Origin of the sequence: Gilliamella sp. Choc4-2 (assembly GCF_001690355.1) — a bacterium.
GTDB lineage: Bacteria > Pseudomonadota > Gammaproteobacteria > Enterobacterales > Orbaceae > Gilliamella > Gilliamella apicola_A.
In genome coordinates this window covers 45,250-66,314 of the sequence record NZ_LZHG01000001.1, presented here as the reverse complement: position 1 = coordinate 66,314, position 21,065 = coordinate 45,250, and the positions used below count along the sequence as shown (strand labels likewise).

Here is a 21,065-nt window from a genome sequence, read left to right as displayed (position 1 = left end):
CCTGCCGTTGCAGGCCACGGTTACATTATTTGGCAAGAATGGGCAACGTGATGAGGATATGATTGAATCTCGCTTTAATATCAGTTCAACAGGGGTAAATAACCACTCAGTAGTGGCGCACTCCCCAATCCACCTAAACGAAGATAAAGCCAAAGAAACCCTAAAAATCACCGAATATGTCACCACCGATAAAAACTATTTTATCGACCATTATGAAGCAAAAACCTTTAAAACCCTCACTCAGGGCAAAGCGGTATGGCAATCTAATTTTACCGATATTGAAAAAATCGAAGTAAAAGAGCCAGCTCCTAACCAGCCAGAAAGTCACCTAACGGTAATAACCTGGGTAGCGGGCACCTTTGCTTATGATCTAATAAATAACTACCAAATCAATATCAGCCCTAATGCACAAGATGATAACGAAATCCCGCTTATCATTAATCGAAGCAGCAACCAATTTCACGATGAATAAATAAAAGGAGAATAAAATGCCATCAAAATACCGCCCGCAAATTCTTGGTTGGTTTGGGGATCTAGATAAAGGTCCACGTTTAGTGCCCCTGCATGATCGCCGCTTAAGTTATGCCAATAATACCTATTGTGCCTTTATTCGTCAGGATCACAATGATCAGATTTTTTATGCTTGCCTTTACTTTGTTGCTATTATTTTGGGAAGTATATTAGTAGTCGGATCTTGTACATTTATTATGGATTATGATCATCCAGATAGCGGTAGTATGCTTTGTTTTATAGGAGTTGGTGGTTTTATTACTTGTTGTGCCGCTTTATATCTATCCATTCCTGAATTCTACCAAAATGCTTTCTCTCGTTTTGGTAGCCCCATTATATTTAATCGTAAAACGGGTAAAGTCTATGTAAATGAAAGTTACTTTTTTAACTTTAAAGTATTACGGCATCCTGCAGTATTTTTACAACCGAAAAAACGCCGAATAAAAGAGTATGATTGGGACGATTTGCACGGTGTTATTATTCATAATATGTCACGTAATGCCTTAAGTTCAACCGTGTTAATGGTCTGCCAACCGGGCACGCACCAAGTGATAGATCATATTATGTTAGATCCTATGCGAGCCGGTGCAGGAAGTACATTTGTTTGGGGGTGGATCAATAGTTTTATGGTGCATTATAAATCTGCCAATATCGATGACGGTGAATATAAGTCAGATCAAGAAGCGGAATTTAAAGCCCATAGGATTGAAGGGCAAGGTTGGCCCGAATGGATGGTCGAAGCGTTTAATGCCACATCGCAAGAAGAGCTCGCCGAAATCAAACAACGGTACCATATAACGGAATAACCCAGATGATTAAGGAATAAGGAATAATTATGCCATCAAAATACCGCCCACAAATTCTTGGTTGGTTTGGGGATCTAGATAAAGGTCCACGTTTAGTGCCCCTGCATGATCGCCGCTTAAGTTATGCCAATAATACCTATTGTGCCTTTATTCGTCAGGATCACAATGATCAGATTTTTTATGGTTGTCTCCATTTTATTGTTACTATTTTGGGAAGTATATTAACTGTAGATACGGTTATGTCTATTTTGGAATTCAATGACTTTGAAGCTACCTGCAAGTGAAAGATGACTCAAAGAGCTACGCATTGAAAATCAAGGAAAGGTCGTTAAATAAGGCGCCCAATCGATGTGCTAACAGCTGATAGTATTTATCAATGGTATGGCTTTGAGTATTGTGTTATTGCCCACCCGACAATTCGTTAGCCCTTCCAGTTATTTAACGCATTAAATAATTCAAGCTATGGCAAATCAAGCGCTGCATTTTTGGTTATTTTCAGTATATAATTAAGAAAACTTAACAAATGGGGCTGAATAATGAGTAGCCATAATAGTGGAAGTTCAATTTCTGTTTCTAACCTTTTAGCTGCAAAGCCTATTTTTAGTTGCCAATTGGATGGAAAAGGTAATGCTAATCCCTTGAATGTAGACAATGAGGCTTCGGTACAGCAACCAAGTTGGATTCATTTAAATTTTGCTAATCCAGATACAATAAAATGGATAAACGAGACAAATTTAATCCCTGAACTGGTCAAGAATGAATTAATAAAACCGAATCAAATTTCTAAAGAAATTCGCTTTGATACAGGCATTTTAGTGGTTTTAAAAGGGGTTAATTTTATACCAAATGAATTACCCGATCCGATTGTTACATTTCGCTTTTATATTACAGATAACTTAGTTATTTCAGCACGGCACCAACAAATTGATGCTATTTCCCAATTGAAAAATAATTTAGAAAAAGGGATTGGTCCGGTTGATGTTGCTGATTGGCTAATTCAAGTATCTGAGTTAATCAGTGATCAAGTGAATTTATCTTTTAACAGTGTTCATAATAAAATTATTAAGCTCGAAGATTTAGTTTTAAATCAACGTATCTTTTCTTATAAAGAAATAGGTCGGGTACGTAAGCAATTGATTGTTTTACGGCGCTTATTATCACCGCAACGTGATATTTTTGTTAAGATTTCAACTGAAAGAATATCATGGATTGATGATAATGATCGTCAACGATTGCATGATATTTCCAATCAACAAAATCACTATATATCTGACATTGATAGCTGTTTATTACGGTTAGCATCAATTATGGAGCAAATTAATAGCTTTTTGGCTGAATCGACCAATAAACGAATTTATTTGATGTCATTGTTTACCATTATTTTTACGCCGATTACTTTTTTAACTAGTTTGCTTGGGGTCAATTTAGCTGGTATTCCTTTTAGTGAGCAAGGATGGTCTTTTGTTGGATTAATGGGACTACTTGCTGTTATTTGTATTGTTTCAGTTATTTGGCTTAAATATAAAAAATGGTGGTAAGTGGCGTGATTTTTTTAAAAGTAAGTAGAATATTATAAATGTTATAAAGCTGAAAATATGGATATTATTAAATCGTTATTTAAAGATATGCACCTAAAATGGATTCAAGCTTATTATCAAGACTGGATTGGCGATGAAATGTTAATTTTAACTTTTTTTGGGTAATGCTTTTAAGAGCTAAATGCAACCAACTATTTGAATTTGAAAATAAATTTGGTTTGTTGGTTCGATAAGTTTAACAAGCTTATGCTGTTTGGAATTTTTTAATGAATAATCATTTTTATGCAATTTAATCAGTCTTATCGTTTATTTATTGCCGAAAAGCCTAGTTTAGCAAGAGCTATTGCTGATGTATTACCCAAGCCTCATCAAAAGGGTAATGGGTTTATTAAAGCAAGTAATGGTGATGTTGTAAGCTGGTGTATTGGGCATTTATTAGAACAAGCCACACCAGAAGTTTATGATCCCCGATATAAAAAATGGATAATTAGCGATTTGCCTATCGTACCTGAAAAGTGGGTATTGATGCCGAAAGACAATACGAAAAAGCAATTTGATATTTTGGTGGAACTGATTAAATCAGCAGATCAGATTGTGCATGCTGGTGATCCTGATAGAGAAGGGCAATTATTAGTTGATGAAGTTTTAAATTATTGCCAATTACCCCCAGATAAACGCAAAGCAATACAACGTTGTTTAATCAGCGATTTGAATGCTAGCGCTGTTGAAAAATCATTACAGCAATTACGTAGTAATCAAGATTTCATCCCTTTATCAACTTCAGCATTAGCAAGAGCACGAGCAGACTGGCTTTATGGTATTAATATGAGTCGGTTGTGTACAATTGTTGGACAAAAAAATGGTTATCGCGGTGTGTTATCAATTGGGCGAGTGCAGACTCCTATTTTAGGCTTGGTTGTAAGACGAGATTTTGAGATAGAGCAGTTTGTGCCTAAACCATTTTATGAAGTCTTTGCGGTGATTCAAACTAAACATAATGAGCTTTTTAAAGCAAAGTGGCTGCCTAGCGAAGCTTGTGCTCCTTATCAAGACGAAGAAGGACGAGTATTAGTTAAGGCATTAGCAGAAAATGTTTGTAAAAGAATTAAAAATCAAATCGGTGTAATTGATAAAGTTAGCAATAAAAAGAAAGAGCTAGCTCCTCCTATGCCATTTAATTTATCTGCATTACAAATTGATATGGCAAAGAAAAATGGATTAAGCGCACAAGAAGTGCTCGATATTTGTCAATCGTTATATGAAAAACACAAATTAATAACTTATCCAAGATCGGATTGTCGTTATTTGCCAGAAGAGCATCTTAAGCAAGTGACAGGGGTAAAATCGGCAATTGAAAATAATTGTCCTGAATTAAAAACGGCGATTGATAATGCGGATTTTACTTTAAGAACAAAAATATGGAATGATAAAAAAGTTGAAGCTCATCATGCTATTATCCCGACTTTGCGTAAGGCTAAAATGGACAATTTGTCTAGCAATGAGAAGGCAGTTTATCAAGTTATTGCAACACAATATTTAGCACAATTTTATCCAGCTTATAAGTATTCTGAATTGCAAATTGAAGTTGATATTCAAGGTGGAAAATTCGTTTCAAAAGCAAACCAAATGTTAGATGCTGGTTGGAAAGTATTATTTGGAACCAAAAATAATCAAGCTGATTCCGTAAATGAGAGTAACGATAGTAACGCACTTTTAACCAAATTAGTTAAAAAAGGTGAAAATGTTCAATGTATAGATGCAGAACTTATCAGTAAAGAAACCCAACCACCAAAGCCATTTACGGATGCCACCTTGCTTTCAGCTATGACCGGTATTGCTCGATTTGTTAAGGATCCTGAAATCAAGAAAATATTACGTGAAACGGATGGCTTAGGTACTGAGGCAACAAGAGCAGGTATAATTGAACTGTTATTTAAACGTCAGTTTTTAACTCGCCAAGGTAAATCGATAAAATCAACACAAGTCGGTCGAAATCTTATATTATCGCTTCCTGATATTATGTCTATGCCAGATATGACTGCACATTGGGAACTACAGCTTGAGGAGATCAGTAAAAAAGAATTTTCGTATCAACAATTTATGATTCAGCTTAATCAATCATTACTTAATCTTGTCGATCAACTTAAAAATGCACAATTAAATATTCATACTTAATGTCTATTATAATAGGGCATTAAGTATGGCTGTATAGCAAGTCAATTATTTGATATGTGCAATTTTAATTTTTTATTGTTGTAATAGATGAGCAGTTATAATGAAAGAATTGCTGATGTAGGCAAAAGTTGTATTGATTTCACTATAGTTAGCTATATTGTGCACTTTCAGTGCTGTTTTTAAGCATTTACAAAGATTATTTTATATGACCCGTTGACTTATTTTCTGTAAGGGCGTATAAATTGCCCGTCTTTGAGCTTTTTCTTACTTTTTTAACTATAAAGGTGTTAAAAATGAGGGTGAAGAAAAGTTGAAATCCAAAGCGCTGAGTTCAATTTACAGGAGAAATATGGACACTCAATCGGGTCACCCCAAAATGTGGGGAGATAAATTCAAACAATCATTATCGGTTATGAACTTGTCTAAATAATCATTTTTTCAGTTCACAAGCCGAATTGATAAACGGTAACGGTGAACGATATGCATTTTCTTATACGCTATCACACAAACGCAAAACATCAATGTGCACAAATGCTAATGTTGTGTCTATTGTATCTTTCAGAAAAACATTTAGAGCCACCGAGTTGTATCTAATTCTTAATTAATTTCTTTTTGCTAATTTATATTTATGCTCAGCAATAGCTTTTTTAGCTACTTTTTTGCTATGCAATAAATTCTTAGCTCATCATAAATTTTGATTTGCTTATTGTTATGTTGTTAACAATGAGTAGGCGTTTATTTGCCAAAATGAATATAGGTACATAAGATGACTAAAAATATTTCAAAAATTAAAAATCCAAATAATTTAGATGTGAAAGCTATCAGCGAAGCACAAAATAGCCTTGATAGTATTTTATCTAAATTTCAAACCAGCCTTTCAGGATTAACGCAAGAAAATGCAAAATCTAGAATTGAACAGTATGGTAAAAACGAAGTGGCTCGCGAAAAAGTGCCATCAATTTTAGTGCAATTATTAATGGCATTTAATAATCCATTTATATTTGTATTATTAGTTTTAGCTATTGTCAGCTTTGTGACTGACTATTGGTTACCTTTGCAAAAAGGCGAAGAAACCGATTTAACTGGTATCATCATTATTTTGACAATGGTATCGTTAAGTGGATTATTGCGCTTTTGGCAAGAGTTTAGATCTAATAAGGCAGCCGAAGCTTTAAAGTCAATGATTCGCACAACAGCCACGGTATTGCGTCGTGCACATAAAGATATGACCCCCGAACGCATTGAAATTCCATTAAGTGAAATTGTTCCGGGGGATATTGTTTATTTGTCCGCAGGCGATATGATTCCGGCTGATGTTCGTTTAATTGAATCACGAGATTTATTTGTTAGCCAAGCAGTGCTAACTGGTGAGTCAATTCCAGTTGAGAAGTACGATACATTAGGTGCGGTTACCCAAAAAACGAGCAATGTAGGTGCCACTGATATCGACAAAGACAATTTACTTGATGTCAATAATATCTGTTATATGGGAACCAATGTTGTAAGTGGTACCGCTACAGCCATTGTTATTGCAACAGGTGGGGATACTCATTTTGGAACATTGGCAAAATCAATTGTAGGATCTCGTGCTGAAACCTCATTTGACCGTGGGGTGAATAGTGTTAGTTGGCTTTTAATACGCTTTATGATGATTATGGTACCAATCGTTTTTGTGCTAAATGGTTTTTCTAAAGGAGATTGGGGCGATGCTGCATTATTTGCTTTAGCTGTTGCAGTTGGGTTAACTCCTGAAATGTTGCCTATGATTGTTAGCGCTAATCTAGCTAAAGGCGCAGTTGGTATGGCGAAACGTAAAGTAGTTGTTAAGCGGCTTAATTCCATTCAAAATTTTGGTGCAATGGATATTTTATGTACCGATAAAACGGGTACTTTAACTCAAGATAAAATTATCTTAGAACATCATCTTGATATTAATGGCAATGTCGATCCTACAGTTTTAGAGCTTGCTTGGCTTAATAGCTATTATCAAAGTGGTATGAAAAATTTAATGGATAAAGCGATTATCCGCTTTACTGAAGAAAAAACCAATATGAAAAAGGTAGGAGTTGGTTTATACAAAAAAATTGATGAATTACCATTTGATTTTGTGCGCCGTCGTTTATCTGTCGTTGTGCAAAATGGTGGTGATAATCATTTAATGATCTGTAAAGGTGCAGTTGAAGAAATGTTGTCCATTGCTAGTTACGTTTACGAAAATGGAGAATATTTGCCATTGGATGACAAGCGTAAACAAGCTTTAATTGCTATCGCGCATGAGTATAATAGAGAGGGGTTTAGAGTACTTGCTGTTGGTGTTAAAGATATTCCAGCTAGTGAAACCAAAGCTCAATACGGCGTGAAAGATGAAACTGCACTTGCGATTCGTGGATTTTTAACTTTTTTAGATCCACCAAAAGAAAGTGCTTTTGACGCTATTTCGGCATTAAACGAACACGGTGTGGGTGTTAAAGTGTTGACGGGCGATAACGAAATTATCACCATTAAAGTCTGTCGTGAAGTTGGTCTAGAGCCAGGTATTCCTTTATTAGGTACCGAAATCGAAAAAATGGATGATGCCGAACTTAAAGTAGAAATTGAACAGCGTACTATTTTTGCCAAATTAACCCCATTGCAAAAATCCAGAATTATTAAGCTATTGCAAGAAAACGGCCATACTGTTGGCTTTTTAGGCGATGGTATAAACGATGCGCCAGCACTTCGTGATGCCGATGTGGGTATTTCCGTCGATACCGCAACGGATATTGCAAAAGAATCGGCTGATATTATTTTGCTAGAAAAAAGCCTTATGGTATTAGAAGAAGGAGTGATCTGTGGTCGTGAAACCTTTGGTAATATCATGAAATACTTAAATATGACGGCAAGTTCTAATTTCGGTAATATTTTTTCAGTATTGGTTGCTAGTGCGTTTCTACCATTTTTACCTATGCTAGCGATACATTTACTCATTCAAAATTTGCTGTATGATATTTCACAACTCTCATTACCATGGGACAAAATGGATGATGAGTTTTTACAAAAACCACGTAAATGGGATGCGCTAAATATTAGGCGATTTATGATCTGGATTGGTCCAACCTCTTCTATTTTCGATATCACAACTTATGTATTGATGTGGTTTGTGTTTAGTGCTAACAGCATAGAAGCACAATCATTATTCCATTCAGGTTGGTTTATTGAAGGCTTACTTTCACAAACTTTGGTAGTACATATGCTTAGAACCCAAAAAATTCCATTTGTGCAAAGTACAGCTGCGTTTCCTGTTGTTGTAATGACTTTATTTGTTATGGCTGTAGGTATTTATATTCCATTTTCTCCACTTGGGAGCTTGATTGGATTACAGCCACTGCCATGGTTATATTTTCCTTGGCTTTTGGTAACACTATTTAGCTATTGTTGTGTTGCTCAATTAATGAAACGTATTTATATTAAGCGTTTCGGTCAATGGTTTTAGTTTCGCAAACTAATATATAAGCGATACTCAAGTCGCTTATATATGTAAAAAATTATTTAAATCATATAATTATAATTAGAAGGAAAATGAAATATGAAAACACCTCACAAAAACTTAATTGTCCTTATTAAAAGTCGAAAACTAAAAAAAGCAGAAAGAAAATTAGTAAATAAAGGCGTAAATTGAAAAAATATAAGTGTAATATAATTTCAAAATAAATAATTAGTATAATTATGTAAGTTAGAATACAATAAAAAACCCCAGTAATGGGGTTTTTTTATCTCTCTAAACGAATATGAAATTATTAAAAGAGATAATAACTAAATTTTTTAACAATATATTGGTAAGTTACAGTTTTAAATGGTTATCATTAGTTTTTCTTAAAATATCATAAATTTCGTCTTTAATTTTAAGTTTCTGTTTTTTCAATGCTTCTATTGTTTCGGTCGTATCAACAATAATTCCATTTTCAATATTTTTAATTTTTTGATCAAGTTCATTATGTTTATCAAATAATTTTTGAAAGCGGAGATCGGAATTTTTTAATTTTGATATTACTTCTCGGTATTCTGGAAACATAGCTACTCCCTAGTTAGGTTGAGTGAAATAATAACAATAGCAGTTATCACTATTTCAGCTTACAATATTATTGGCTATTTTAGTAGCAATTTTTATGAGGATTTAATCCATGAGTGAATCAATAGTTATCGCTAAAAGCAATGGTAAAGATCTATCTATTTTAGCTCCTTTCGCAAATCGCCATGGTTTGATCACCGGTGCAACAGGAACCGGTAAAACGGTTACTCTACAAAAAATGGCTGAAGGTTTTTCTCAAATTGGGGTGCCTGTTTTTATGGCCGATGTTAAAGGTGATTTAACCGGTTTGGGTGAAAACGGTATATTATCTGAAAAATTGCAAGCTCGGCTAGCAAATATGGGGGTTGACAACTGGCAATCCGATTCGTTTCCTGTTGAATTATGGGATGTGTTTGGCGAAAAGGGCATACCTGTTCGTAGCACTGTATCTGATATTGGTCCTATTTTATTAGGGCGCTTATTAAATTTAAATGATATCCAATCAGGGGTTTTACAGCTTGTATTTAAGGTTGCTGATGATAATGGTTTACTCTTGATTGATTTCAAAGATCTTCGTGCATTAATCCAATTTGTTGGCGATAATTCGAAAAGATTAACCACTCAGTATGGCAACATTTCATTATCATCAATTGGTGCAATCCAACGTGGTCTATTGGCGCTTGAAAATGATGGGGCAGAATATTTTTTAGGCGAGCCTAGATTTGACATTGAAGATCTGATGCAAGTTGATGATCAAGGTCGTGGAGCTGTGAATATTTTATCTGCCAATAAGTTATATAATTCGCCTAAATTATATTCTGTTTTTCTGTTATGGTTACTATCGGAATTGTTTGAACGTTTGCCTGAAACTGGGGATCTTGATAAACCAAAATTAATTTTCTTTTTTGATGAAGCACATTTGTTGTTCAATGATATTGCGCCTGCACTTTTAAATAAAATAGAACAAGTTGTTCGTTTAATTCGTTCTAAAGGCGTTGGAGTGTATTTTGCAACCCAAAATCCTACTGATATTCCAGATACAATATTAGGTCAATTAGGTAATCGCGTACAACATGCATTACGCGCTTTTACTCCTAAAGATCAAAAAGCCGTAAAAGCGGCTGCACAAACAATGCGAGCCAATCCAAGCTTCGATACTGAGAAAGCAATCATGGAATTAGGAGTAGGTGAAGCACTCGTATCGTTTTTAGATGAAAAGGGAAGCCCTAATATGGTTCAACTCGGTTATGTTATAGCCCCTTGTTCAAAAATGGGGATAATGTCATCTCAAAAACAATTCGATGTGATTCAGCAATCAAAATTTTATAATAAATATTCACATGCCATTGATCAACAATCCGCTTATGAAAAACTTCAAGATGGTTTTTCATTTGATAATTTAGCTGATTCAGATGTGAATAATTTTGATAAAAAAGAGACTAATAGCTCAACAAATCAAGAAAGTTATGGCGGAGTGTTCGGTTTTTTTAGCTCATTATTTTTTGGTCATAAAGGCACCAAAGGTAAATCATATGATGGTATTGCTCAAAAAATAGCTAAAAACACTACACGGCAAGTTGTAAATCAGATAAGCAAGCAAATCACCCGAGGTATTTTAGGGGGATTTAAACGATAAATTAACTTTTTTACCTTTGTTCATTTAGGATTTTAAAAACAAACTTAATTAATAAAAATAAGCAAAATAGGAGTATTTGCAATGCTTAAATTGTTTGTTAATTGGTATAATAGGCAATTGAGTAACCCGCATGTGGTTTCGCTATTGGTTGTTATTATCTTTATATTTTTCATTATTTATTTTTTTAATAAAATATTACTGCCTATATTAATTGCTATTGTGCTTTCTTATCTACTTGATACTCCAGTAAATTTTTTATATAGAAAAAACATTCCTCGAACGCTTGCTGTTGTCATTGTGTTGTTTTTATTTATTCTAGTTGTGCTTGCAGGAATTATGATTTTGCTGCCTTTAATTTGGCAGCAAAGTATTAGTTTGATTAAAAATATTCCACAGATGTTAGAGTTTTCCAATAATTTTTTAACTTCATTGCCAGAACACTATCCTGAGTTAATCGATGTCGGCTTATTTGATTCTATTATTCAGGGTATTACTAATAAAGTTGTGCAAACTGGAAATTCTTTATTGCAATTTTCAATCGTTTCTTTACTTGGGTTAGTTTCGGTGGTTATCAATGCGGTATTAATACCTGTTATGATGTTCTTTCTTCTAAAAGATAAAGCTAAAATATGGGGATATTGTTCAAAAATTTTACCTAAAAATCGTACTATTTTAAAACAAGTTGCGGCGGAAATGGATATGCAAATATCCAATTATATTGTAGGTAATGTTTTACATATCATCATTTTAACTGTGTGTGTTTATATTCCATTTGGGTATTTTGAGTTAGATTATGGATTATTACTTGCAGTGATCGTAGGCTTATCTGTTCTTATTCCTTATATTGGTATTATTATTTCAAGTATTCCTGTAGTTTTAATTGCGCTATTCCAGTGGGGATTAACTGCAAATTTTGGTTATTTAATTTTTTTCTATATTTTAATTCAAACATTAGATGGTAATTTGCTAGTTCCATTTTTATTTTCTGAAAAACTCAATCTTCATCCTTTAGTGATCATTTTAGCAGTCATTGTTTTTGGCGGTTTATGGGGTTTTTGGGGGATTTTCTTTGCAATTCCTCTTGCAACATTAGTGAAGGCAATTATTAATGCATGGCCTAAACCAAAAGAAATTAATAATTTTTAATTAAAGAAAAAAGCAGATTACTTAATAATAATCTGCTTTTACTCGAATCAATTTGATTGATTTTTAAGGTAATCTAAAACAATTTCATGATGATTACTTGTCTTAAAATTATCAAATACGTGTTCAATTTTTCCTTCTTTATCAATCAAAAAACTAATACGATGAATGCCATCGTAAGTTTTACCCATAAATTCTTTTTCACCCCAAACGCCAAAAGCTTGGGACATTTCATGATTTTCATCAGAGAGAAGGGTAAAGTTTAACAGCTCTTTTTCTGCAAAACGCGATAGCTTTTCAGGTTTGTCAGAACTAATACCAACTATTACTACATTATATTTTTTGAATTCATCAGCGCAATCTCGCAAATTACATGCTTGAATAGTACAACCGGGCGTCATTGCTTTTGGATAAAAATAAATCAATATCCGTTGACCCTTGAAATCTTTTGAGCTGATTAACTCTCCATCTTGGTCTGGCAACGAAAATTGAGGTGCTTTTTCACCTTGTTTTAGTGGATTAACCATAAATATATTACCCATGTTAATAGTTTAATATTTTAATCGCTTTTGATATTACTAACTTATATTACTAAAAAAACGTTTTGCTGCATCAATTGTGTGATTGATTTCGTTATCTGTATGCACCAGTGACATGAAGCCAGCTTCGAACGCTGAAGGGGCAAAATAAACCCCTTCAGTTAGCATATGATGATAGAATTTTTTGAATAATTCAATATTACAATTCATCACATCTTGGTAGCTGGTCACTTCTGAGGCATTTGTAAAGAATAATCCGAACATGGCTCCTGCGTGGTTTACTAAAAATGGAACATTGTATTGCTTAGCAGCAGATAATAATCCATTTACTAGTGTTACGGTTTTTTCTTCTAATTCTTGATAGATACCAACATCCATGAGTTTTGTTAATGTGGTATAACCTGCTGCCATAGCGACAGGATTTCCTGAAAGTGTACCAGCCTGATAAATTGGTCCTGTTGGGGCTAATTGTTGCATTATCTGAGTTCGACCACCAAATGCTCCAACTGGCATTCCGCCGCCAATAATTTTACCCAAACAAGTAAGATCAGGTACGACATCATAATAATCTTGCGCTCCACCAAGTGCAACTCTAAAGCCTGTCATGACTTCATCAATAATTAAAAGAGCACCATACTTATCACATAGCGCTCTTAAACCTTGTAAAAATTCTTTTTTTGCTGGAACACAGTTCATATTTCCTGCTACAGGTTCAACAATGATTGCAGCAATATCGTTAGGGTATTTTTCAAATTGTTTTTGAACTGATTCAAGATTATTATAATCACAAACTAAAGTGTGTTTTACAAAATCGTTTGGCACGCCTGGAGAAGTCGGATGACCCAAAGTCAGGGCGCCTGAGCCTGCTTTAACCAATAAGTAATCAGCATGCCCATGATAGCAACCCTCAAATTTAATAATTTTATCACGTCCAGTAAAGCCACGAGCAACTCTTATGGCACTCATTGTTGCTTCTGTTCCTGAATTAACCATACGTAACATTTCAATAGATGGCATAAGCTCAGTAACTAGATTAGCTACTTTGGTTTCAATTTCAGTTGGTGCGCCGAAACTTAATCCATTATGAACAGCATTAATTACTGCGTTAGCAACATCAGGATCATTATGTCCTAAAATCATAGGTCCCCAAGATCCAACATAATCAATATAGGCTTTTTCATCAACATCATAAATATAAGCTCCATTTGCTCGTTTTATAAATAATGGAGTTCCGCCAACCCCGTTAAAAGCTCGTACAGGTGAATTAACACCGCCAGGTAATACTGATAATGCTTGGTTAAATAATTTTTCTGACTTTAATGAGTTTGTAAGCATGTTGTGATCCTTTGACAAAATTATGTGGTATTTATTCATAGAATTGAAAAAATTTCAAGGTAGCTATTAAAAAATTAAGCAATAGCATTTTTCATTTTGTAATTTCTTTTTTGAGCAGTATATAATACGTAAATCCAGATATTAGGAGAAAAAAATGAGTGATGCTTTACCGATTAACTTTACAGATGCTGCTGCAAATAAAGTGAAATCATTAGTAACCGAAGAAGAAAATCCAAATTTAAAATTAAGAGTTTATATCACTGGTGGTGGCTGTAGTGGATTTCAGTATGGTTTTACATTTGATGAAAAAGTAAATGAAGACGATCTATCTATCGAAAAAAATGGTGTATCACTGGTAATCGATCCAATGAGCTTACAATATTTAGTTGGAGGTACCATTGATTATGTCGAAGGGTTACAAGGTTCTCGCTTTGTGGTAGACAACCCGAATGCAATTACAACTTGTGGTTGTGGTTCTTCATTTAGTGTTTAGTATTGTAAAAAGACTTAATAAATATCTATAATTACAGTAAATCATAAATTTACTGCTGAGTTTTTTTGTTTATATACATTTTTCATTACATGCTATTTAGAACATAAAATTGTAGCCTTTTTAGTATATAAATTTTGTGTTCTTACTTACTCATCAATGTCAATTTTGTATTAATTTTACTATTTAATGAAAAGTTGACATATAATTTTGATAAGACTATTTATTAGACCTAATAATTATAAATATTATTTTTATCTAATCTATTGTTATTTTAAACGGTTAAAAAGATAAAAAGTAATTAGCTTCTTGTTATAAAGGTCGCCTTAAAAAGGCGATAAAATTATCTTTATTCCATTATAATTTCAAAAACCATTTTATTTATACTAAGAAAAGTGGTTGATATACAAAGCAAAAATTTAAAATCAACTGAATATAATTTATTATAAAAATTCATTGCCACTTAATTGCAAATACAATCACTAGTTTAATCAAGATATACGTTTAAAATGTATTTTATTTTATGATAGCTTAATAAATCCACAAAAATGATAAACATTGAGCAATTAATCAATAATTTTAAATTTTTAGTTGACGTAGAAATTCAGATAGGTAAAATGCTCAGCATTCGAAACGCAATTATATTTTGTAATGTGTTTTGAGCCCGGGTGGTGAAATCGGTAGACACAAGGGATTTAAAATCCCTCGGCCTTTTTGGCCGTGCGAGTTCAAGTCTCGCCCCGGGCACCACTTACTTACCTATGCGGGAATAGCTCAGTTGGTAGAGCACGACCTTGCCAAGGTCGGGGTCGCGAGTTCGAACCTCGTTTCCCGCTCCAATCTAGTGTTTTTAGATGAAAATCAATATTTATTATTTCATGAAAATTAATAATTGTGTCTGACTTTTCTATTACAATATAGAATCCAATCATTAGGCTTATAGCATTAAAATTTGACCTAACACTTTGGTTGATAAGAATTTTGTTATTATTATTTTATTAACAATTGGTAAAAAATAAAAGTTGATTCAAATACTAGTGATAACCATTTTTCAATTTTAGTGTCTGAATATGACTAGCTAGTGTAATTTATCTGTTTCCCTTCCCATAAAGAACTATACAACTTTAAATGTACTTAATATGCTATCTAAAGTAGTTTCATAGTTTTTTAAGAGAAGGGCATAAAGTGACTTATTGTGTCGTTAGATTAGGTGATAATTTTGATGCTTGAAAAAAGGTATAACTAAGATCTACAAGGTCGTGAATGTAAAAAGGGTCTTCTTTTATTATATTTTTTGTTTCTTCAATCGAGTCACTCATTACTAAAATTATACCGCCTGTTTTATCTTCAAAAAGTCCAGAAGCTAAAAACTTACTGCGAGCGAAATAGTTATCTAAAAATTTATTATGTTCATCTAATTTTGCTAAAATCTCTTGCATTGGTTTTTTAAATGTAGCAGTTACAATTATCATTTGTTTTTCCTTATTTAATAAAATAAATTTAATGTAGTAGATCACGTATTTCAAAAAAATCACCAGATGTGATTTGTAAAGTTTCAATATTATTTAAAACATGAATCAATTCTTTAGCCCTTTGTTGTGAACTTACTAAATAACCATCATTTTTAGATAAGCGCTCAGCTAATTTTTTTAATTCTGGAAATTCATTTAGCTTTGGATTGTCTAAAGTTATTACACGAGAAACTGCTGAGTCAAAAATACATAGTCCAATTACAGCAAAAAATAAATGTGGGTTTTCTAATGCATATATTTTTATCATCATATTTAATGCTGCTTTAGATACCGCATAAACAGACATTCCTTGTCTCGGACGAACACCGGCAATTGAACTGGATATTATAATTTGTTCTAATGATAGCTGGTCATGATTTAGAAAAAAATCTAATAAAATCTTATAAGAAAATAAGTTAACTGACATAACATAATTAAAGTCATCAAAACTTAATTGATCTAACCGAGTAACTTTATTAAATAGACCTGCATTTAGGTATAAACGGTCAATTTTTTTAATTTGTTTTAGATTAGAAAATTCTTTCAAATGGCTAACTATAAATTCCGATTGTGATAAATCTATACAGTGATGATGGAAATGTTGATATTTTTCAAGCTCAGCACATTTACTTCGGGAAATACCATATACACTGTCTCCTTCTTTTAAATGATAAAGAGCTAGCTCACGACCTATTCCTGAGCTTACTCCAGAGATAAAGATATTTTTTTTCATAAAGTTTGTCTTTTAATTGAATTTACCTGAATTAAATCCACCATCAATAGGTAATATAACGCCTGTAGTATATGATGATTGTTGACTTAATAACCATAAAACACTATTAGCAACTTCGTCAGCTGTGCCAAACTTTTTCATTGCTGTAATTGATAATTTTCTTTCTGTCCGTTCAGGGTTCTTTCGCAAATTTTCCTCATTATTCATTCCTCCTAATATTGGTCCTGGAGCTACAGCATTAACTCGAATTGCATGTACATTATCATGATCAACGGCACACTCTATAGCAGCAACTTGTGTTAGCATATTAATGGCGGCTTTACTTACGGAATACGCAGCTTGCATTCGTAATGCTTGTAATCCTGCACAGGATGAAATATTTACTATAGCGCCACCTTTACTTTGAGAAATTAATTGGATTTCTCTTTTTAAGCAATGGGCTGTACCTGTTAAGTTGGTGTCAATAATTTTTTTCCATTGAATAATATCCAATTCGGAGATATTACTATAAGGGGCTGTGATACCAGCATTATTTACTGCAAAGTGTAAAACTTTATATTCGTTTTTAATATGATCAAAAGTATTATCAATGTCATTAGAGTTTGAAATATCACATTTAAAAAATTGGCAATGATCCTTTAATTTTTTGAGTTCAGGCTTGTCAATATTTCTTCCAAGAACAATAATATTTGCTTTTAATTCAATAAGTCTTTGTACTAAGCACAGACCTATACCATTTGTACCACCAACAACGATGATATTTTTGTCTTCAAAATCAATGTATTTCATTTTATTTACTCATATTTAGTTTGAGAATCTCTTAAATAATCAGGGTTAACACAGCAATAAACTCTGTCTAATTTTGGATTGCTTTTATCTTTAAAACAAAAACCATCAAATCTACAAGCGTTGATTTCTCTTTTTTCAAAAAATTTGGATAAAAGTTTTGGATCGGCAAATAATGCCCTTGCCATACCAATATAGTCAAGTTTGTATTTATGGAGTTGCTCTTCTGCATCCAATATTGAGTGAACTAGTCCTGTACATCCTACTGGAATTTTAGTTGTATAAGACTTAATTTTACTTGCGCCAGAGAAAATTCTATTTTTGCTGTTTTGATTATAACCACTTAAAAATTTGTAAAATGTTTCGCCTATACACATTGAGCATTCTATCCCATCAATGCCTAATTGTTCTAATTCATGTATTACTTCCTCTAAATATTCTGGTTTTTGCCCTTCTTCATTATCAAAATAATCATCAATGCCCAAACGAATAAAAATACTTAGGTTATATTTAGTTTTAACTTGAATAGCTTCAATGATTTTTATCAGTATAAGCGCTCTTTTTTTAGGGGTTCCACCATAGTCATCAGTTCTTTTATTTGTATAAGGCGATAAAAAACTACTAATTAGGTATCCATTAGCGGCTTGGATTTGAATAGCTTTACCACCAGCTTGTTGAACTAACCATGCAGAATGAGCAAATTCCTCAATGACATTTTCAATATCACTTATAGACATTTCTATAACTTTGTCTTCTGGGAATTTTTTTTTCATTTTTTGACTAAATTGCCCACTAGGGGATAATAGAGGGCAATTTGTGTGTTTTGATGAACCTTGTGCACCATAATGCTGGAGTTGTACTACCACTAATACATCTTTTTGATGGGCATATTCAAAAATTGGCTTTAGAGCTTGTGCATGTTTCCATTCATATAAAGCTAGCCCTCTTTCATGTAAGCGGGAGGATGGTGACACCGTTGAATTGCCAATTATAATCATCCCAACGCCGCCATCGATAATTTTTTTATAAAAATTGATCAATTCTTCGGAACATTCGCCAGTGGGTTTTGCTAAGTCTAGTCCTATCGATGATAAAAATAATCTATTCTTAATCGATATTCCATTTTCAAAATGTAAAGGTGATAATAGAATTAAATCATTCATGTATTTTTTATCCCAGTTTTTAAATGTTTAGTTCATCAAACATAGGTTTATGATAAAAACAAGTATTTATTATATTATTCAATGTTAGTAACTGAGATTTAGATAAATCGTCAAATATCAAATAGTGCCAATTACTGTTTGTTTCTACTGTTGTGTGTTGTTTTATTGAGAACTCATGTTTATTCAATAAAATTACACTAGAAATATTTGCATTATCATCTTTATCACTTTCTATTGTGATCCCTGTTAATGATAAGTATATTATTTTTTTATTCGATTCTTGGCCATTATTGCTAAATACTTTTATTGACATGTCCTTATCGAAAGGATAAAAATTATGTGTTTTAGCATAGTGTTCATTTCTTAATCTAGGAAAAATACTCATGGGAATAACTGCACAATTTAAGGAGAAAGTTCCTTTAAGTTTACCTTTTTGATAAAACCATGCTTTCTTTTCAAGAATTTTAGGTTTTACCCTACGAACATAATCTTTTTGAGAAAAAAGTATCTCTAGTGGATAAGATGACACAACATAGTCTAAAAAATTTACTCCAAGACTTGTCATTGAGATAGAGACCTCTTTGTATTTATGCCCTGTTGTTGAGTAAACGTAATCATATCCAGCTTGTCTTGCTGCTTCTAATAACATCATTCCAGGAACATGTTCATGGAATTTTTTGTAAAAATATTGGTTTTTTGTATTATTAAATAAGAAATAAGAATAAATAGGGGCTGTGTTTTGTATGTTAGAAATTGCTCTTTTATCATCATCATTAATTGGAGGAATATTGGATAATAATCTACTTCTAATAATTTCCTCTAGATGTAGAGGCATATAAGCACTAATTAATTCTAAAGTGTTATCATCTAGTGGTTTATAAAACTCAGCTATATGTATATCAGAAAGAATAGTACAAGCTACATCTTTTGATATCTCTATTGGTAATGTTCTAAGAGTATAAATATGTTGTTTATTAGATTTACAGCGTTTATAAACAGATTTAAGAAGATGTTCATGCTCTGGATTAGAGAGTATTAAATCGTTAAAATCATCTTCTTTAATCATATTTAATAGTACAATACTAGGTTCATAAATAAGTACATCTTCTACTTCTGATTTATGAACTATGTACGAATCAACAAGTGCTTTTTTATCCATTTTTTATTCCTTCTGTTTAATATTAAGATTTTCGAACAATTTACTTACAATATATGGATGCATGATAGAAACAGGCAACATATATAATTTTCCAACAAGATTGTGATTTTTAACTGATGTAATTAAATATAACTTATTATGATAATCATTAGCGTTGATAATACGAATATGCACACAAACATCTAGATGCCAGTCTCTTACTACCAACGTTAATATATTTTCTTCTTTTTCAATGACTGTAAAAAAGTGGACTTTATTTCCTATATCGGGTTCGTTTTTGTCTAATACATTGAACCCGTTAATGGATTTAATTCCAACTATTTTTCCTAAAAAATCTCTAATGTTAAACAGTAACTCAATCCATTTAGGTTGATAACTCGTTATTTTTTTATAAGCATCATATGCTGAAATTTTTTTAGAAATATATAAGCTTTGATAGCTTAAATAATCAACTTCTTCTGCTATAAGAGTTATATTGTTTAATAAAGCATTGAGTTTTTTAATAGAACCCTTTTGCTTGGCATTCATAAGCTAATTTAATCAATTTTTTATATTGTTTATCTTTAGGAATATATTCTGAAAATATATGTTCTTTGTAATCTTTAAAAATATCATCCAATTTGGACGTTTCTTTAATAAAGTTTGAACCATAAATAAAAAATGGGTAAGTATATATACCACCAACATATTCAATTGTTATCTGTAAATGTCTTAATAACTCATTAATAGAAAAACCTACAACACCTCCAGGAGTATATACTTCTTTTGTTCCACCAATAGATGCTATGACACTAAATTGTTTATTAATGAGCTTAGTTCCTAAATCTGTTCCTTTTCTACCATAAGCAAAACCCGGAAGAAAAATTTCATCAATCCATTTTTTTAATATTGCAGGGTAGGAATACCAATATAATGGAAATTGAAAAATAATGCGTTCGGAGTTTAATAGATAAGATTGCTCTTCTTCTACATTGAACTGATTATTTACACAGGATTTTGAAATATCACGAATTATCAAATTTTCTGAAGCGAAAGGAGTTAATTTCTGTATTAAAGCTTTATTAACAACTGATTCATTTAAATTTGGATGTGCAAGTAAAATTAATGTTTTTTTCATACTCTAGTTCCTTATATAAAAAAGATTATCTTTACATGCTATCATGGTGTTTAAAAAATATCAATACAGCAGTAATTTTCCAGTTAATATTATTTATTATTTTGAAAAATAAGAAGTTATTAAAGGTGCTTTTAATGTCAAAGATTTAAAAATGATCTATAGTGTGAGTGATGTGCTTAAGCGGTTGATTGCTAAATTCAGGGTAAGTTGCATGCTAAAAAGTTATGATAAAATTTAGTTTTATTAAATTAGGTAAGTAAAACATGGTCAATTAAGCTATATGCAAATGTAACTATCTCCTAAATAGTACATTTTCAAAGTCAAAAATTTTCTCCATTAACCCACATAGAGTTTACATAATAAAAAATGACAGAGC

General features: G+C 32.4%; 19 protein-coding genes and 2 tRNA genes. 11 read left to right on the top strand and 10 right to left on the bottom strand.

Annotation, left to right across the window (positions count from 1 at the left end; all coding sequences use genetic code 11):
* The 6 genes from A9G34_RS10650 to mgtA all read left to right on the top strand — a co-directional run.
* Positions 1-472: hypothetical protein (locus A9G34_RS10650; protein WP_176701460.1), on the top strand; the 472-nt coding region annotated here is incomplete at its 5' end.
* Positions 473-488: 16 nt separating this feature from the next.
* The gene (locus tag A9G34_RS00315; RefSeq protein WP_065568537.1) at positions 489-1,316 is read left to right on the top strand and encodes a DUF6708 domain-containing protein; all 828 of its coding nucleotides are present in this window, start codon (positions 489-491) and stop codon (positions 1,314-1,316) included.
* A gap of 29 nt (positions 1,317-1,345) precedes the next feature.
* Complete coding sequence (locus tag A9G34_RS00310; protein WP_065568536.1) at positions 1,346-1,600, top strand: hypothetical protein; 255 nt, start codon at positions 1,346-1,348, stop codon at positions 1,598-1,600.
* 252 nt (positions 1,601-1,852) lie between these two features.
* Positions 1,853-2,854, top strand: a complete 1,002-nt coding sequence (zntB, locus tag A9G34_RS00305; RefSeq protein ID WP_065568535.1) for a zinc transporter ZntB — start codon at positions 1,853-1,855, stop codon at positions 2,852-2,854.
* A 282-nt stretch (positions 2,855-3,136) separates the two neighbouring features.
* On the top strand, positions 3,137-5,029 hold the full coding sequence (locus A9G34_RS00300) for a DNA topoisomerase III (RefSeq protein WP_065568534.1): 1,893 nt from the start codon (positions 3,137-3,139) through the stop codon (positions 5,027-5,029).
* Positions 5,030-5,795: 766 nt separating this feature from the next.
* On the top strand, positions 5,796-8,501 hold the full coding sequence (mgtA, locus tag A9G34_RS00295) for a magnesium-translocating P-type ATPase (protein WP_065568533.1): 2,706 nt from the start codon (positions 5,796-5,798) through the stop codon (positions 8,499-8,501).
* Positions 8,502-8,849: 348 nt separating this feature from the next.
* On the opposite strand, the gene A9G34_RS00290 is transcribed toward mgtA, so the two are convergent.
* Positions 8,850-9,080, bottom strand: a complete 231-nt coding sequence (locus A9G34_RS00290) for a YdcH family protein (RefSeq protein WP_034945960.1) — start codon at positions 9,078-9,080, stop codon at positions 8,850-8,852.
* A 109-nt stretch (positions 9,081-9,189) separates the two neighbouring features.
* Here A9G34_RS00290 and A9G34_RS00285 point away from each other — a divergent pair, with 109 nt between their 5' ends.
* Both A9G34_RS00285 and A9G34_RS00280 read left to right on the top strand, forming a co-directional pair.
* Positions 9,190-10,713, top strand: coding sequence for a helicase HerA-like domain-containing protein (locus A9G34_RS00285; protein ID WP_065568532.1), 1,524 nt, complete (start codon positions 9,190-9,192; stop codon positions 10,711-10,713).
* Between the two features lie 81 nt (positions 10,714-10,794).
* Complete coding sequence (locus tag A9G34_RS00280) at positions 10,795-11,859, top strand: AI-2E family transporter (RefSeq protein ID WP_034945954.1); 1,065 nt, start codon at positions 10,795-10,797, stop codon at positions 11,857-11,859.
* A gap of 47 nt (positions 11,860-11,906) precedes the next feature.
* Here A9G34_RS00280 and bcp read toward each other — a convergent pair whose 3' ends face one another.
* Positions 11,907-12,383, bottom strand: a complete 477-nt coding sequence (gene bcp, locus A9G34_RS00275) for a thioredoxin-dependent thiol peroxidase (protein WP_065568540.1) — start codon at positions 12,381-12,383, stop codon at positions 11,907-11,909.
* Between the two features lie 51 nt (positions 12,384-12,434).
* Positions 12,435-13,730 (bottom strand): glutamate-1-semialdehyde 2,1-aminomutase, encoded by a 1,296-nt coding sequence (gene hemL, locus A9G34_RS00270; protein ID WP_034945948.1) that lies wholly within the window; start codon positions 13,728-13,730, stop codon positions 12,435-12,437.
* A gap of 154 nt (positions 13,731-13,884) precedes the next feature.
* Here hemL and erpA point away from each other — a divergent pair, with 154 nt between their 5' ends.
* The 3 genes from erpA to A9G34_RS00255 all read left to right on the top strand — a co-directional run bounded on the left by erpA (position 13,885) and on the right by A9G34_RS00255 (position 15,059).
* On the top strand, positions 13,885-14,223 hold the full coding sequence (erpA, locus tag A9G34_RS00265) for an iron-sulfur cluster insertion protein ErpA (protein ID WP_034945944.1): 339 nt from the start codon (positions 13,885-13,887) through the stop codon (positions 14,221-14,223).
* A gap of 659 nt (positions 14,224-14,882) precedes the next feature.
* Positions 14,883-14,970: transfer RNA gene (locus A9G34_RS00260), tRNA-Leu, on the top strand.
* Positions 14,971-14,983: 13 nt separating this feature from the next.
* Positions 14,984-15,059 (top strand) — tRNA-Gly (locus A9G34_RS00255).
* 351 nt (positions 15,060-15,410) lie between these two features.
* Here A9G34_RS00255 and A9G34_RS00250 read toward each other — a convergent pair.
* The 7 genes from A9G34_RS00250 to A9G34_RS00220 are packed head-to-tail and all read right to left on the bottom strand — an operon-like array spanning position 15,411 to position 20,689.
* Positions 15,411-15,692, bottom strand: coding sequence for a YciI family protein (locus A9G34_RS00250; RefSeq protein WP_034945941.1), 282 nt, complete (start codon positions 15,690-15,692; stop codon positions 15,411-15,413).
* A 28-nt stretch (positions 15,693-15,720) separates the two neighbouring features.
* Positions 15,721-16,464 carry an SDR family NAD(P)-dependent oxidoreductase gene (locus A9G34_RS00245; RefSeq protein ID WP_051825228.1) on the bottom strand — a complete coding sequence of 248 codons (744 nt, stop codon included), beginning with the start codon at positions 16,462-16,464 and terminating at the stop codon, positions 15,721-15,723.
* A gap of 12 nt (positions 16,465-16,476) precedes the next feature.
* Entirely contained in the window at positions 16,477-17,253 is a 777-nt protein-coding gene (locus A9G34_RS00240) for an SDR family NAD(P)-dependent oxidoreductase (protein WP_051825226.1), read from the bottom strand.
* Positions 17,254-17,258: 5 nt separating this feature from the next.
* The gene (locus A9G34_RS00235; RefSeq protein ID WP_065568531.1) at positions 17,259-18,413 is read right to left on the bottom strand and encodes an NADH:flavin oxidoreductase; all 1,155 of its coding nucleotides are present in this window, start codon (positions 18,411-18,413) and stop codon (positions 17,259-17,261) included.
* A gap of 19 nt (positions 18,414-18,432) precedes the next feature.
* Positions 18,433-19,572 carry an AfsA-related hotdog domain-containing protein gene (locus tag A9G34_RS00230; RefSeq protein ID WP_065568530.1) on the bottom strand — a complete coding sequence of 380 codons (1,140 nt, stop codon included), beginning with the start codon at positions 19,570-19,572 and terminating at the stop codon, positions 18,433-18,435.
* Positions 19,573-19,575: 3 nt separating this feature from the next.
* On the bottom strand, positions 19,576-20,100 hold the full coding sequence (locus tag A9G34_RS00225) for a DUF2867 domain-containing protein (RefSeq protein WP_034945932.1): 525 nt from the start codon (positions 20,098-20,100) through the stop codon (positions 19,576-19,578).
* On the bottom strand, positions 20,072-20,689 hold the full coding sequence (locus A9G34_RS00220; protein WP_051825224.1) for an NAD(P)H-dependent oxidoreductase: 618 nt from the start codon (positions 20,687-20,689) through the stop codon (positions 20,072-20,074). The genes A9G34_RS00225 and A9G34_RS00220 overlap by 29 nt, the downstream gene beginning before the upstream one ends.
* Between the last annotated feature and the right edge of the window lie 376 nt (positions 20,690-21,065).

Excerpts from the sequence above, each read along its gene's own strand:
- A9G34_RS00310 (WP_065568536.1), top strand. The coding sequence starts at position 1,346 with ATGCCATCAAAATACCGCCCACAAATTCTTGGTTGGTTTGGGGATCTA.
- A9G34_RS00235 (WP_065568531.1), bottom strand. The coding sequence starts at position 18,413 with ATGAATGATTTAATTCTATTATCACCTTTACATTTTGAAAATGGAATA.
- hemL (WP_034945948.1), bottom strand. The coding sequence starts at position 13,730 with ATGCTTACAAACTCATTAAAGTCAGAAAAATTATTTAACCAAGCATTA.
- bcp (WP_065568540.1), bottom strand. The coding sequence starts at position 12,383 with ATGGTTAATCCACTAAAACAAGGTGAAAAAGCACCTCAATTTTCGTTG.
- A9G34_RS00240 (WP_051825226.1), bottom strand. The coding sequence starts at position 17,253 with ATGAAATACATTGATTTTGAAGACAAAAATATCATCGTTGTTGGTGGT.
- A9G34_RS00225 (WP_034945932.1), bottom strand. The coding sequence starts at position 20,100 with ATGAATGCCAAGCAAAAGGGTTCTATTAAAAAACTCAATGCTTTATTA.
- erpA (WP_034945944.1), top strand. The coding sequence starts at position 13,885 with ATGAGTGATGCTTTACCGATTAACTTTACAGATGCTGCTGCAAATAAA.
- mgtA (WP_065568533.1), top strand. The coding sequence starts at position 5,796 with ATGACTAAAAATATTTCAAAAATTAAAAATCCAAATAATTTAGATGTG.
- A9G34_RS00315 (WP_065568537.1), top strand. The coding sequence starts at position 489 with ATGCCATCAAAATACCGCCCGCAAATTCTTGGTTGGTTTGGGGATCTA.
- A9G34_RS00250 (WP_034945941.1), bottom strand. The coding sequence starts at position 15,692 with ATGATAATTGTAACTGCTACATTTAAAAAACCAATGCAAGAGATTTTA.
- A9G34_RS00290 (WP_034945960.1), bottom strand. The coding sequence starts at position 9,080 with ATGTTTCCAGAATACCGAGAAGTAATATCAAAATTAAAAAATTCCGAT.
- A9G34_RS00280 (WP_034945954.1), top strand. The coding sequence starts at position 10,795 with ATGCTTAAATTGTTTGTTAATTGGTATAATAGGCAATTGAGTAACCCG.
- A9G34_RS00300 (WP_065568534.1), top strand. The coding sequence starts at position 3,137 with ATGCAATTTAATCAGTCTTATCGTTTATTTATTGCCGAAAAGCCTAGT.
- A9G34_RS00245 (WP_051825228.1), bottom strand. The coding sequence starts at position 16,464 with ATGAAAAAAAATATCTTTATCTCTGGAGTAAGCTCAGGAATAGGTCGT.
- A9G34_RS00285 (WP_065568532.1), top strand. The coding sequence starts at position 9,190 with ATGAGTGAATCAATAGTTATCGCTAAAAGCAATGGTAAAGATCTATCT.
- zntB (WP_065568535.1), top strand. The coding sequence starts at position 1,853 with ATGAGTAGCCATAATAGTGGAAGTTCAATTTCTGTTTCTAACCTTTTA.
- A9G34_RS00230 (WP_065568530.1), bottom strand. The coding sequence starts at position 19,572 with ATGGATAAAAAAGCACTTGTTGATTCGTACATAGTTCATAAATCAGAA.
- A9G34_RS00220 (WP_051825224.1), bottom strand. The coding sequence starts at position 20,689 with ATGAAAAAAACATTAATTTTACTTGCACATCCAAATTTAAATGAATCA.